This window comes from Pseudomonas sp. OVF7 (genome assembly GCF_030644265.1).
In the GTDB taxonomy this organism is placed as follows: Bacteria; Pseudomonadota; Gammaproteobacteria; order Pseudomonadales; family Pseudomonadaceae; genus Aquipseudomonas; species Aquipseudomonas gorinensis.
Genome location: NZ_CP128996.1, coordinates 2,684,776 through 2,698,548, shown reverse-complemented (window position 1 = coordinate 2,698,548; position 13,773 = coordinate 2,684,776). Strand labels below are relative to the sequence as shown.

The window sequence follows — 13,773 nt, the reverse complement described above, 5'->3', positions numbered from 1 at the left end:
AAAACGACTAGTGTGAAGGCTTCGGAGCATTATCATGAAAGGCTGCTTGCTCCATTTGAATCGTGCAGTGATGAATTTCGAACGATTTACTCACCGCGTCAATGACTGATGCGAGAATAACATCTCGATTTAATGAATCTCGCACGACTACGTGCGACGTCAGGATATTGCGGCCACTACTTAGAGCCCAAACATGCAGATCATGGACCTCCATGACCCCATCTACTCCAAGTATCAGGGACTCTATTTCCGCAATATTGAGATTGTCGGGTACCCCTTCCATAAGTACCCCCCAAGCTTTCGCGCAACAACTGCCAAGTACGTGGAAACACCCATATACCGATTGCTACGGCGACAATCGTATCGACCCAGCTCCAACCTGTAAATCGGATGACAAGTGCCGCTATGATCACGCCCAATGAACCAAGCATGTCGCTCCAGACTTCAAGATAGGCTCCCTTGAGATTCAGACTTTCACTGCTGGCAGAGGAGAGCAGACGCATCGATATCAGGTTCACAAAAAGACCCCCAATTGCGATCCACATCATCGCACCGGTAGCAATCTCCGACGGTACTAGCAAGCGCTGATACGCCTCGTACAAAATGTAGGCAGCGACCATAAAGAGTAATAAGGCATTGAACGTTGAGGCTAGGATCTCTATGCGAGCATATCCAAAAGTCCGTTTCTGGTCCGCTGGCCGCTTGGCTATTTGGAGAGCAATCAGTGAAATTGCCAGAGCAGCAGTATCTGTGAGCATATGTGATGCATCAGACAGCAGGGCTAGGCTGCCGGTAACGCATGCTCCGATAACCTCCGCAATCATAAAAATACCAGTCAGGGCAAGCGCCATGAGTAGTTTTTTCTGGTGTCCTTCACGTAGAGCGGCACCGCCATGAGCGTGATTGGATCCCACATGCTTCTCCTTGCCTAATGTAGTGGTTGGCTTCAATCTAGATTCTCATCGCTACAAACAAAAACACAAATATGGATCCTACCTTTCAGAACGGCTAATAAAACTCATTTAAACTAATTGTAGTTTAGGATGAAAGTATGTTGTTGGTATGCGATTTTTTGCAGACCTGCGTCTCCTCTAGCCGGCGATACGGTGCTAGTCAACAGCCTACTTTGACACGGCTCAAAAAAAGAAGGTTCCGCTGGGATTGTGTCAGAATTGTAATTCTGCTGTAGCTATCTCGTTATCCGTCGTCAAAAATAATACGGCTAGCTAAAAATTTACGCTACGTAGCGGTGTCGCTAAGCACAGACACGAAATTACCTCAAACTCCTCGCAACGCTGCTGAGTAACATAATTACCTAGTTTTTTAACGCCGGCCGCGGTCAATATTTTCATCGCAAATTCTGATTCCTTAATCACTGAACTATCTCGTAAGGAAGAAACCGCGGGTTTTGAAATGATGCTCGGCGATACGGAGCTCGAGAGTGCCGTTCGATGTGAGGGGTTAGGTCGATGACACCGTTGAGATGCGGAACGGACTGAGGCTTAACCATTAACACCGATTGTCGAAAGTGGTCGTCGCTACCGACCCAAAAGGGGCGAATGGCGGTAATTTGGATGCCGCTAGACGCTGGCATCGTGTGCCGATTACCGACAGCGTAACCTTTCATTCTTGAAGAGTCGTATTTACCTGAGTCAAGCGACATGCGTGCTCACCCCAGATCGCAGCGGCTTTGCGACACGCTTGATTCATTCGCACACCTAGCCAGGTAGCAACTTGAATATTGGTTGTGGGTGAGGAGGTTATTGAAGTGAAAATCGGAGTTAGCGGCGCCGGCAATATTGGGGCTACCCTTGCCCGCAAGCTCGTCGCGTGCGGCCATGAAGTTAAGCTGGCAAATTCGAAAGGCCCCGAAAGCCTTCAAAACCTGGTCAGTGAAATCGGCGCACACGCTGTGACCAAGGAAGAGGCAGTGTCCGAGGTAGGCGTTGTGATCCTCTCGATACCCTTCCCAAAATATCCAGATCTCAAACAGACGTTAAAGAATGTCCCCGAGAAAGTCGTTGTCATTGACACGTCCAATTACTATCCGGGACGCGACGGGGCAATCATAGAAGTTGACGACGGCAAGCCCGTGAACGTTTGGGTAAGCGAGCAGTTTAGCCGCCCGGTCATTAAGGCTTGGAACGCCGTCCTTGCAGCGACTCTTGCCGACAATCGGCAACCAACTGGATCTTCGACACGCATTGGCTTACATGTAGCAGGGGATGACACTCATGCAGAGGCCGTCGCGCAGGATCTCGTTGAGGATACGGGCTTTATCGCGCTTGCCGCTGGTAGCCTTGAAGATTCGTGGCGTCAGCAACCAGGAACACCAGCCTACTGCACCGAGCTAACATTGCCGGAGCTGAAGATGGCGCTGGAGGCGGCAGACAAGGTACGGGCACCTCAAAACCGAGACGCACTTATCGCAAAATTTATGGTTCCCGGCAGTCAGTTTACAGATGAGCAAATTGTTGCCACAAATCGCGCTAGGACGGCCTGACTACCGGATTAGGCGGGATTCTTTGCTAGAATTTCGCCTAATTGATCTAGTCGCTAAACTCATCTCTTTACGTAAACAGGGCACTGCAGACGCGTGCCTAACTCAGCGTCTGGATGAGGCCGCGAATTTCCTAACCTGTCCTGTATCGCGGCCTAGGCCACGTCACGTTGTTCAAGCATCCGCTCAATCTCAGCGCCAGCTAAAGCGTCGCAAGCGTGCGGCGTGGTCTACTACCGATCTCAACTATTAAGGCGTTGGCGTCAGGAAGGCGTGTTTACCGGACGCTTACCTTCAAGGAATTCCGGGCAACACAGAAACAAGAACGCCGATTTGATTGATGATGTTCGTGCGAGCAAACACATCTAACAAACCGGCGTTCTTATGTGCGATATTATACTTTTCTTCCTTTTTGGGAGGGCTTTTCTGTCGTTAACACAAAGCCTGATGGTGATGCCCTCCAGATCGATCTGACTCCCCGCGCCAAACTAGACCGTCTCGTTTTGAAATAGTGGGCTGTGCCCAGTGAGAAAGATTTGCCCCAGGTATTTGGGGCGAAGGGCAACGGCGCCATCGGCTTGTTCTGCCGTCATTTCGAGCTCCTCTACGAAGAAGTCCCAAAGCTCCTCATTCGTCGATACCTCGTTATTGGCGAGCTGATCTTCGATGTTTTCAAGGATTTGTTGGGTCAGGTTATTGAAGATTAGATTCATGTGCTGCTCCTGTTGAGTCGAGGAGCGCCCAGGAGGGAGCCTCTCATGAATGTGCCGATTGGCTTGGCGTATCGCCGGCATCGTTAGGTATTGGAGATATTCCATACCTGCAGTTTGAAGTTGTGTAAATAGCCGAGCTCCGAGAGCCGACTGCACTGTTGGCGTAGTTGCTGACGATCAACAGTTGTGTCCAGCCTGACTGTATAGCTTAGAGGCCAGATTGTGCCGAACAACTCGGCATCTGCCTCGAGGTCGTTGGTTGCGCCGGTCGGGGTCATCCCGAACGGGGCATCCTCTTTTGATACCTGTTTATTGGTGGCCGGTAGGGCGGGCGGATTATTACGCTGCACAGGCTTGGAGAGGTTGGAAGAAGACTCTTCATCCATAGGGTCAGGCTCGTTTGGCGAGAGCCTGGCGGCGTCTTCTGGTGTCAGATTGTCGACGTCGTCGAGGCTCATGCTTTCCAGCCTTGCACGGATCTCAACGATCAGGCGGCCTGCTGTGGAGTAATACGAAGGACGGATCTCCGTTATCAGAAAGTCGCCTCGGTATTTGCCTTCATCGTACTGATCGAGGAGTGCGTCTTTGATCACGAACTCACCGATAGAGGTCGAAAGCCGTCCGACGTTGAATTCGCCATTACGGCCGCTGATGGTACGGATGGCCAGTTGGCCGGGGATGTTGATCATGGGCAGCTCCACACTGCTACGAATGAAAAAAGCCCGACAGGTGTCGGGCTTTGGGCAGTGCTGTGATTGTCGAAGGATTACGGGCAAGAAGTATGAGTTTCTTCCTTGAGTGAGATGTACAGATAGAAAACGCCTGGCGGTGATTCTATACGGTCAAGTTTTAGGTCCAGCCAGACTCGATCAGTGCTATTGCCGGCAGGCAATAAACGATAGAGGCCGAAATGGATCTGTGTGCTGTCAGGTTGCAAGTGCAGTTCTCGGTAGGCCTCCAGGACAACTTCGCCCAGTCGCTCACTGACAACACTTGCATCCTGAGGGTTTTCAATATGCACCGCTTCCTGCCAGGCCCGGGGTGTTAAAACGACCGGGAGCTTGAGCAGGTCAGACGACACGAGGTTAGTGGTGCTTTGCATGTTTATCTCCAGGTGTGAGAAACCACCCGGCCCGTCCGGGAAGTGGTTTCCCGGTTAGGTATGTTTTGGTTATGTCAGGACCAGCACACGTGGCGTTGTGTCCAGAGGTTGAGGTCAAAAGCTTGTTTCGCGGCATATTCGCTGCGGTAGTATTCTTCGGACTCCCTTGATACCGGTTCAAACTCATCAGCGGTACCAATGTAATAGCCCGCAGCGCTCTTCAGTATTTGGAGGGGGTACTCGATACCGCACTCGGCGAATGCAAGTTTCCCGTATGCAAAATCCGACACAATGTATGGTTCCGGTGTTATTAGCTGCTGCTGGTCTTCTTCAGTAAAGCGTGACCAACCGCCACCATTAATGGCCGCGTTCACTCCTTCGCCCCAAGCTCGACTGAGCGCAGGAACGGTTTTGAACAGCTCGGGTACGATCGGCTGGCCGGCGCGGTACGCGTCGGCACCCAGAATATGAGCCTCGATCTCAGCCTCATATTGGGTAATCTCGTCGCCATAGATTTCCGCTTTTGCATAAGCAACGCGTATATCGAGAGATTGCGTAAATAACGTGTTCATAAAGGTGAGTCTCCAACGGACGAGAATCACCGTGCCCGGAAGGGAGGTGTTCCCTGCGGACTTTGATAATAATGAAGGCACCCGAAGGGTGCCTTTCAACAAAGTGAATCAAGATGCCGTACGCTGCTGTTTAGCGGGCGTTGGCTTGGATTGTTCCTCTGCTACTGGCTCGGATGCTTCTTCGCTTGCGAGCTGTGCTTCAGGTTCCGCTTCGCCGTCTTCAACAACTGGTTCTACTTCACGAGGCTTTGCTTCATAGACGGTTTGGCCATCCACCTTGATCCAGCCGATAAACAACAGGCGTCCCTTGAGGCTTGCTCCAGGTTGACCTTTTTTATCGCCTTTCTCGTAGGTAAATGCGTCGGTCCAGATATCACCGATGTGGAAGCTCACAAGGACCTTCTTTCCGGCTTCAACGGCTGCTTGGCTGCGACGAATCAGCTTTTCAGCTTCAGCGCCGACCACGTTGCAGTCGATATAGGAATACTCGGCATCATCCATCGAGCCGCGCAGAGCCGCAACGGTAACTGCCATGAATGGCTTACCTTTGCCGCGAGGTTTCACTTCACGGATACGGTTGAGATAACCGATACCAGTGGTGTGAAGGTCGAAGAATTTTGCTTCGTTGGATTGATTAGTGCTCATGGTGATTCTCCAGTTTCGAAATAACAGAAAGCGGAGAAACACTTCGCCCTAGGGGGAAAGTATTCCCCGCGAGGGTGGGTGGAGCTTAAGGTTGTTTAATGCATCAGCTTCATTGCAGCAATCATTACACCGACAGCTGCAGACAACATGACGCCCATGCGAATGGTGAGCTTGACTTCAAGCTGTGAAATCTCAGATTTGAACTCTGCAGCAAGAGCAGTTAAATCTGCCTTGGTAGCCAAACGTGAAAGCATGTCGGTCTCCAAAGCTTCAATAACAGCATTTGCCTTCTGTTCCGGGACGTTAATCGAAATCAACGCCTGGTAGAGAGCCAGTTCAGTTTTCATCAGACCTCCAAAAGTGAGAGGCCTGCCCTGACGGGGTAGGCCCGTCATGGGTGGGAAAGGTGCTTCCATCGACTAAGTCGACTGATCGCGCTACCGGAAGCTATGGCGATCTTGGGAGTGGATCAATGCAGAAAACCGCATCGTAGTCTTGCGGATCCAGACTACTTGGGCATGTTGCTGACGACGTCAGCGATACATGTGCAGATCATGGAAATACGATTGTCGCTTGTCAAGCCCCTACCGTGAAAACTCTGAGGAAACCTTCCCTTTGGGAAGGCTCCCTACAGAGGCGAAGGACGCAGACTTAGCAAGTTGCTGGCACCAACGAGCGTGCAGCTGGCTTCTTACGCGGTTTCCGAGCTGGCTTTTCGACCACTCGAGTGTTAGCCGCGTACCAAAGGTTCAGGTCGACACCTTTACGAGTTATTGCCGGTACATGATCCATCTCACGTACGAGACCCTCAGGTACGCAGGGCGGTGGAAGCAACGGAGCTGCTTTGGTATGGATAGCTGTGGGCGCAGCGCTGGTTTTCTTTACCGCACGCAGAAACTGTCGCGTGATGGTGCCAAGCGCGAAACCGAAGCCATAAGCAAGTTTGGACATGGTGATTCTCCTGCAGGTTGAATGCGGAGAACCCACTGACCCCGTTGGGGAAGTGATTCCCCGCGAGGTGAGTTGCATAAGGTGCTTCCATCGACGATTGTCGACCGACCGCGCTACCAGAAGCTCAGCGGTCTTGGGCGGATCTGACACGAACATCGTGTCGCAGTCTTCAAGATCCTGACTGCCTGGGCATGATGCTGACGACGTCAGCAAAGCACGTCCATATCATCGAAGGGGGGATGGTGATGTGTCAAGCGGAGAGGGATATTTCGCGGAGGGCAAAGAAGGTTCAGGTCGACAGGAGAAGCTACCGAGAGTAGCTGGGTCAACAGTCACTCTCGGATGTAGTAAGTAGCGTCTTTCAGAAAAAAATACCACCTGTGCGGGATGAAGGCGTTGTTGATCCCTGGGCTGTGATCTGAACGTCTTACTTCCAACACCTGGCCGATTATCGTGGCTGAGGCCAGCTAGCATAAGGCACGCATCCGCGCACAAAGGGAGCCCTGCGTTTCGCCGGCGGGCCACCGGCAAGGAAAAGCAGCTACCAATAGGTAGCCTGATCATCCTTTGCAAGATGATCAGGCTACCTATTGTGTGAGCTTTAAAAAGTGTGGGCCACAACACCAGTGTGGCCCTTAGACTACGGTGCTTCGAACCTCAACAGAGCCCTATGTGCCTTTGAACTCGCAATTCACGAGTTAGACGGCTGCGTGTCTGGCTTGAACAGGGAGACACAGGGAGAGCTCTGAACCAGGTCCGCACGCCCTTCCCGGAGCTATGCGTGCTTTGGGGTTGGTGATGAGGCAAGCCGCATCACCGGGCGCTACTGATGACCGCCAGTAGCCAACGGGGTGGAAACGTTGTTGTGATCATTATGTTGATAGGCCGGAGCTTATGCAACCCGGCGCCTTTCAAAGTCGGTCGACTCAGACTAATTGACTGCGACGACCGCACCTTCGGGAACAGGGGACGGAATTGCTATACCGGTCGCCCCAGTTATCTGTGAAATCAGCATTCCTGAACGCTTTAAACCAACGGTAGTTGTCTTTGTCAGGTCTACCAGCACAGAAGGCAAGCCTGACGGTGCAACCCCATCAAAATAAGTATAGGCCGTTCCTGATGAGATGTAAGAACCTACGCCCACAGGTTTCACAAACCACCCAGGTAGGTTGAGCGCAGAATCGCTCGGTACTCCGCTGAAGCCCGGGTTGGCCTGGGCATATTCGGTAGCGGCAGATCGGTACACCAGAAAGCCGCGACCCAGTGAGTCGAGGGTAGCGTAGTCGGATGTACGTTGGTCCTGATGTTGGTTCTCCATGAAAATGCTGGAGGCAATGAGCACAATCATCAAAACGAGCCATTGCATTGTCATGATATGAGCTCCATCCACAAAATGGTGGTTGTTACCACCTACGCGTCAATAACAAAACTATTTCGTGAGGATAATCAATGTTAAGCAAATTCCTACTAGGCCAAGCGCAATGACAGTCCACTTTGCGGCTCGCTTGATGCTCATTGGTTTGCGTTGTGGATTGATTAATTCCATAGTGGCGATCTTTTTTACTAAATAACGACCAGAGGCCGTTGGTTGTAACTTGTAAGTGAACTCGCCGACCTCGAATGCCTCTTTTTCTTCTAGTGCGCGACGCCATAGCACAGTTGAGCATATCCTGCTTCGGGTGCTTAGCCAGGTCTGTAATTCTCCAGCACTATACTCAACGTTATTCTCAAGCGTCTGCACTGCAATAATCCCCATAAACATACTATAAAACGTTTTTGAAATTTTATAAATGGATGCTTTATTTGAAGCAGCTCCAATAGAAAAGACCTGGCCAGGAAAGTCGAGATGTGGAGAGAAACCATCCACTTGCATTTCTGAAGATGTACCCAGTCTCACTATCCCCGATGCCAAAAGCGCCAGTTAAAGAGCATGACTTCCATGTAGTGTCGCCAAGGGAGCAGGTCACACTTCCTCTGGCAGGCGCCTGGCAGGTGCCCTGGATCAGCTGGAATTCCCACCCACCTGGTCTTTTCCATAAGCCTTGTTCGCAGGACAACGTTATTCCCGCGGCGCTTTTTGCAAGAAGGGTTCGGTCACTGCACTGTTGCCCCTCGGTAGCTATGCCTCCCAGGGACAAATATTCATTTGTCTGAATGCGATCATAGGCCGTTATCTTGCCCGTCGAGGTTATCTTTCCACCCCATAGTTCACCTCCGGTTGAAAAGTTTTTGTCGTTATAAACTTGGACCCAGTTGGGGCTATTTTGATAAATCCCGCCTCCCCATTTTTCGCTGTACCAGCCTGTGTCACCACGTGTTCTGAACCAACCACCTGTGCTGGTATCACCGGTAATGGTTGCAGTAGCGGCATTAACATTGGCTGTGGCGATAACGTTTCGAGCTGTAATGTCGGCGTTAGCTGTTATGTTGCCTGACGCTGTGATACTTCCTGCGTTGTTAATATTGTGGTTGCCCATCGTGATATCAGTATTCATCGTGTTGAATTCTGGATGATTGGGCACTGCGTTTCGATATAGATAGTCATTAGCCAACGCTCCATCCATAAGAAAAAGTGCGCTAGCTGTATGTCCTGGGCCAGGAGCTATAGCATAGTTACTTAGTGCTACCTGCCATCCACCCCGCACGCCCTGGACGATGTTCGGATTGGCAGAAGAGATGAACCCACCAGGTCCTCCGAGATTTTCAGCGATGGTTCGAATACCCATTTCAGGAATCGTCTGCCCACCTGTAGTAACCACAATCACTTCCAGTTGATTGGCGTTGGGTTTCCGGGCGAGGCCGACAATGGTCTGCCCAAAGGCGTTAGTGGGGCTATAACCTGCAGGAAGGTAGTTGGTGTTGACGAGCATCGGAACGGTTATTTGCACCGGTACGGTTGCTGCCGCGTTGGCCAGCACCACGCTGTAGTTATCCTTCAGATATTTGGCCAATGCCTCTGAAATGGTTCTCTGTTGATCAGCCGCAATTCGATAGTCCTGAGAATCCATCTGCTTGATTTGCCATGCGATCGCCAAAGTGACGACAACGGAGAAAACGGCCAATCCGATCGCCATGTCCAAGCTCAAGAACCCCCGCTGCTTGATCCTACTGGTCATTCCAGAGACTCCTTGATGATTGGTGAGCGATGTCGTGATCGAGCATCGTGATCTTTCCTGCATGGACTTTCTCTCGGATGCCCGGTCCGTCATCGCCTGTGAAAAGCAGGCTCTGCAGGGTTAATCGACGACTTCCTTCGTTGCCACTTGATAAGGACTGGTGAAGAACAGCCACCAACCCCTTGGAGAGCAGCTCTCGGGCGTTATTGAGTAACGGCTGAGCCAGGGCTGATATACGTTCAATGCCTTGAGTAACGCTGCCGGCATGACCTGTGCTGATAATGAGATGGCCATTGATCGAGGCTTGAATTACTTGTGCTGCTGTCGAGCTGTCGCGAATTTCTCCCACGAACAGGAAATCGGCTCTTGTGCGCAGCGCTAGGATCAAAGCTTCCTCGTATCCCCCCATCCGGCGAGAGACCGGAACTTGAATGCAGCGCCCACTCCCATGCCTGCCATTCAAAAATGGTTCTGGAGGATCCTCTACAGCCACACAAATGCCTCCCCAGGCCTCGAGACGTGCTTTCACCAGTGATGCAGCACTTGAGGTTTTCCCTGTGCCCATTTCCCCACAAATAAATATCAGGCCGCGTACCGTGTCGCTCATCAGCGCGTCCTGCAGATAGTCGGGCAGACCCAGCATGTCCAATGGACGGATCTGGACTGAGGATTTGCTTACGACAAACACAGGCTTGCCATTCAAATCCAGCAACTGGGTTACACGAAGGACGACGCCATCTTCAATTAGGGCGAACTCTGGATCCTGGGTTGCCTTGTGCTTTTCCTCGCACTGCGCCCGTAAGCGCTCAAGGTCTGCCCGCCATTCGGCGGGCGCTTCAACCCTTCGTGCCTGCCCAGGGAGACCTTTGGCGTCGGCAAATCCATCGCCGAGGTACAGGTCGACGAATTCAGCATCAGAGATCACGCTCACACTGAGTTCCTTAGTACGAAGTCCAAGCGATGGTATTGGCGTCCGAGGAGCAGCTGGTCGCAGCTGCCACCGCAGTGATTTCGCCGGCAATTGCAGTGCCGCCATTGATCGCCGTCGTTGTCTGTTTGTCCTTGGCCATGTTCGAGGCAAGGGTGATGCAGGCATTTTTCGGAAGGTTGGATTCTGTGATGGTGAAGGTCATGCCGTTGCTCATTACGGTCACTGCGCCGTTCCAGCGGTTGGACAGGGCATTACCGTTGATGCTCATGCCGCCAGTTGCCTCGAGGTTGATCAAAGAAGGCGCCAAGTTGGTGCCTGCCGTGGCGTAGCCCGTGGTGCTTTTCAGTCGTTTGGTATTGCTCAGCAACGTGCCGAGATTGCTCTGTTCAATGGTGACGTCCGAGCTGCCGAACGTTCTGTAGCCCATGAACACGATGAAACCAAGTGCCACCGCGATCAGCATCAACCAGAACATCCCGTCCAGGGAGAGAAATCCGCGTTGGTTGTTTTGAGTGTTTGTTGGCATTTCCAGTACCTCATTTAGGTTTGATTTAAAGCGTTGCAGTCACATTGCCGGCCAACTGGAAGATCCCGACCACTACCAGAATCATCATGACCCCCATGGCCATGGAGGACATGCCGATAAGAGATTTGGCGATGGCTTCGACGCGCTGAAGCGTTTGCTCCAGCCACCGGTTGGAAAACCGTTCCATCGACTCAGCGAAGCCTTTGCGGGTGGCGAGCACTTCCAGAAAATGCATCGCCATGGGGTCTGGGAATTGATGACCCGCAAGCTTCAATGCGGTACCGAAGTTTTTGCCGGCGCTCACTCCGTAATGAATGGCGCTCAGGCGCTCTTTCAACCATGGAGAGGCATTGCGTTGAAGAGAGGTCAGCGCATCTAGTTGGTTGATGCCGGAGCGCAGCATCACAGCCATGTTGAGCAGAAAGATCGATCCGTGGAGCGCCTTGTAGACTGACCAAGGCGGGAGCCTCTCTGCTCGGACTCGCAGGACCTGGAGCAGCTTGTTCAACTGCAGCTTCCACGAAGGGCTGGCGGCCGTAATCTGAAGGCCGCAAAACACGGGTAGAGTGATGATCGATATGAGGATAAAGACGATTACAGCTATCAGCGTCACTAGCCCGTAGTGGGTCACGAAATTCGATAGGGCATAGAGGAAGGCCGGCACGCCGGTCCACGCCTCGGGGTTGGAGCGTCGTGTCATGGAGGGCACCATCCACACTGCAATCACATACAGCAACGCCGCCATGACGCTCCACACCATGGAGGGGAAAACGGTGGCGGACGCTACGAGTTTGCTGATCCGCTGACGTACTTCGATGATCCTCACGCAGTCCCGAAATGCCTGCACCAGGTTGCCGGTGTCTTCCCCGGAAGCGATCAAAGAGTTCTCGTCATAGGGAACCCAGCCTTCGCAGGAAATGCTCAGCGATTTCCCACCTTTTACCGATTGCGCGATATCCCTGCAGGCAAGGGACACTGGATGGAGCTTCTGCCCGTTATCGCTGAATGCTCTGGCCACCGTGTGCAGTGCGTCTTCAAGCGACACACCATCCTCAAGGATGCCCATCAGGCTCTCGTAGAACTGGATTCTTTCGTTTTTGCCAAACTGCTTGGCATAGAAGGTCTCTGCCCAACGATTCAGCATCGCTCTGACGTCACTCAGCATGAGCGAGCTCCAGGATTTGCCGGTCAAAGTCCAACGGCCCCACCGTCATTTCGGCGTGGCGGGGGTCTACTAATCCTTGTTTCAGTTTGATGATCGTGTGTGCGGTCTTGGTAATACCGCCCATTTCCTTGACCCAGTGGCGACGTGCCGCACTTGCACCCTGCCCATTGAAAACGCGCATGAATTCAAGGTCGGTGAGCAAAGTTTCCGCAACCACCGTGCGACCGGTGATGCCCAAGCCTTTGCAATGCGGGCATCCCGGTCCTTTGAGGTAGGTCTCATCAATCGCTTCCAAATCGCGCAAGTGCTGCACCAGCGCACTGTTGAGCTGCCCGAGATGCTCGCGTGCGGGGACGCGGCAGTGGGAACACAGCACGGGCAAGAGGGATTGATTGACCACGCTTGTCATCAGTGCAGGATCAGTAACCAGGTGTCGGTCTACACCCATGTCGATCAGTCGTTGAAGAGCTGCTACAGCGTTGTTGGTGTGCAGTGTCGTCAGCACCAGGTGACCAGTCATACCGCCGCGGAAAGCCGCTTGTGCTGATGCAAGGTCCCGGATCTCCCCATACATGAGAATGTCAGGGTCGAGTCGCATGGAATTGGTGATCCCGTCATTCCAGGTTTCACCGGCGCCCAGCGGTGACTGATTGGCGAGAAGTGGATATTCAGGTGGATCTTCCATCGTCAGAATGTGTTTTGTTCCACCGCACTCTTCGTGCAAGAGGTTCAGGTTTACCTGCAGCGACTTCGATTTGCCGGAACCGGTGGGTCCAGTGATCAGGTTCACCCCATAAGGCAAGCTGCGGATGCGGCTGAATGCATCAATTTGCTGCGTCAGGAAACCGAGATCACTAAGCGTCATTTTGGTTTTGTCGTCATACAGCAGACGCAAAACCATCAGAGGGCCATCTACGAGCGGCCGAGTGGCGACTCGGGCACCGAACAAACCGAGTTGGTCGACATAGGCGCGTTTTACCCTGGCGTCCTGGCTCACCTGCGGCTGGTAGTGGTCTTTCGCGACATCGCACATGCTGTTGTAGAGGGACGAGCAGAGCTCCATGCCCACCTGGCTCTGGTGCTGTTCTGCCTCCCACAAGAGCCCGTGGATGCGAAAGAAGATTCGAGTGATATCGTGACCTACGACAAAGTGGACGTCGCTGGCATTGCGCCGGTGGGCTTCTCCTAAAAGCTGCACCACCTGGGCCTGGCGCTTCGTCTCAGTCGCCGATAGTGCTTTACCATTTGCATCATCATTGGCGCGGTAGAGTGCCTTGATTGTGCTCATCGAGCAGACCTTGACCTCAAAGTGGTGATTTTCGTGTTCCAGCTGGTCCTCGAATGCCATGACATAGGCATCCGTTTGGTGTTGGGCTGACACATACAAAATCCCATCGCTGGTCAACGCACATAGTTGACGCAGCTCGGGTTTCAGCTCAAACGGTCCACCAGGGGCCGTCAGCAGTGTTTGGTGCGACGTCAGTAGGACTGCAGCAGACTCATCACTGTCAGGCTCTATGACATCTGGTTTTTCAGTCAGGATCGTCATCGA

The 13,773-nt window shown here is 52.6% G+C and carries 14 protein-coding genes and 1 pseudogene; 1 reads left to right on the top strand and 14 read right to left on the bottom strand.

Translation table 11 applies throughout. The features are described from left to right. Positions 1 to 7: 7 nt before the first annotated feature. A pseudogene (locus QU606_RS12340) lies at positions 8 to 914 on the bottom strand (cation diffusion facilitator family transporter). Positions 915 to 1,762: 848 nt separating this feature from the next. Between QU606_RS12340 and QU606_RS12335 the strand changes: the two are divergent. Further along, positions 1,763 to 2,503: an NADPH-dependent F420 reductase gene (locus QU606_RS12335; RefSeq protein WP_073845723.1), complete on the top strand. Its 741-nt coding sequence runs from the start codon at positions 1,763 to 1,765 to the stop codon at positions 2,501 to 2,503. Positions 2,504 to 2,988: 485 nt separating this feature from the next. On the opposite strand, the gene QU606_RS12330 is transcribed toward QU606_RS12335, so the two are convergent. From QU606_RS12330 to QU606_RS12270, 13 genes are all read right to left on the bottom strand, one after another. Next, on the bottom strand, positions 2,989 to 3,213 hold the full coding sequence (locus tag QU606_RS12330; protein WP_019818103.1) for a hypothetical protein: 225 nt from the start codon (positions 3,211 to 3,213) through the stop codon (positions 2,989 to 2,991). An 83-nt stretch (positions 3,214 to 3,296) separates the two neighbouring features. After that, positions 3,297 to 3,902 (bottom strand): DUF3275 family protein, encoded by a 606-nt coding sequence (locus tag QU606_RS12325; protein WP_019818102.1) that lies wholly within the window; start codon positions 3,900 to 3,902, stop codon positions 3,297 to 3,299. A gap of 77 nt (positions 3,903 to 3,979) precedes the next feature. Beyond that, on the bottom strand, positions 3,980 to 4,315 hold the full coding sequence (locus tag QU606_RS12320) for a hypothetical protein (protein ID WP_019818101.1): 336 nt from the start codon (positions 4,313 to 4,315) through the stop codon (positions 3,980 to 3,982). Between the two features lie 74 nt (positions 4,316 to 4,389). Continuing rightward, a complete protein-coding gene (locus QU606_RS32905; protein ID WP_019818100.1) occupies positions 4,390 to 4,887 on the bottom strand; it encodes a hypothetical protein in 498 nt (165 codons plus the stop codon). A 108-nt stretch (positions 4,888 to 4,995) separates the two neighbouring features. Beyond that, complete coding sequence (locus QU606_RS12310) at positions 4,996 to 5,532, bottom strand: STY4534 family ICE replication protein (protein WP_103451914.1); 537 nt, start codon at positions 5,530 to 5,532, stop codon at positions 4,996 to 4,998. 95 nt (positions 5,533 to 5,627) lie between these two features. Further along, positions 5,628 to 5,879 (bottom strand): hypothetical protein, encoded by a 252-nt coding sequence (locus QU606_RS12305; protein ID WP_008437363.1) that lies wholly within the window; start codon positions 5,877 to 5,879, stop codon positions 5,628 to 5,630. A 1,535-nt stretch (positions 5,880 to 7,414) separates the two neighbouring features. Further along, positions 7,415 to 7,855, bottom strand: a complete 441-nt coding sequence (gene pilM / locus QU606_RS12300) for a type IV pilus biogenesis protein PilM (RefSeq protein ID WP_019818097.1) — start codon at positions 7,853 to 7,855, stop codon at positions 7,415 to 7,417. A gap of 57 nt (positions 7,856 to 7,912) precedes the next feature. Then, positions 7,913 to 8,350, bottom strand: coding sequence for a hypothetical protein (locus QU606_RS12295; protein WP_124356003.1), 438 nt, complete (start codon positions 8,348 to 8,350; stop codon positions 7,913 to 7,915). Further along, on the bottom strand, positions 8,283 to 9,599 hold the full coding sequence (gene pilV, locus QU606_RS12290) for a shufflon system plasmid conjugative transfer pilus tip adhesin PilV (RefSeq protein ID WP_019818096.1): 1,317 nt from the start codon (positions 9,597 to 9,599) through the stop codon (positions 8,283 to 8,285). The genes QU606_RS12295 and pilV overlap by 68 nt, the downstream gene beginning before the upstream one ends. Beyond that, a complete protein-coding gene (locus QU606_RS12285; protein WP_008437359.1) occupies positions 9,589 to 10,530 on the bottom strand; it encodes an ATPase, T2SS/T4P/T4SS family in 942 nt (313 codons plus the stop codon). Before QU606_RS12285 ends, pilV begins: the two co-directional genes overlap by 11 nt. Before the next feature lie 10 nt (positions 10,531 to 10,540). After that, entirely contained in the window at positions 10,541 to 11,056 is a 516-nt protein-coding gene (locus QU606_RS12280; RefSeq protein WP_019818095.1) for a type 4 pilus major pilin, read from the bottom strand. Positions 11,057 to 11,081: 25 nt separating this feature from the next. Beyond that, entirely contained in the window at positions 11,082 to 12,221 is a 1,140-nt protein-coding gene (locus tag QU606_RS12275; protein ID WP_019818094.1) for a type II secretion system F family protein, read from the bottom strand. Continuing rightward, positions 12,211 to 13,770 carry a GspE/PulE family protein gene (locus QU606_RS12270; RefSeq protein ID WP_103451918.1) on the bottom strand — a complete coding sequence of 520 codons (1,560 nt, stop codon included), beginning with the start codon at positions 13,768 to 13,770 and terminating at the stop codon, positions 12,211 to 12,213. Before QU606_RS12270 ends, QU606_RS12275 begins: the two co-directional genes overlap by 11 nt. Between the last annotated feature and the right edge of the window lie 3 nt (positions 13,771 to 13,773).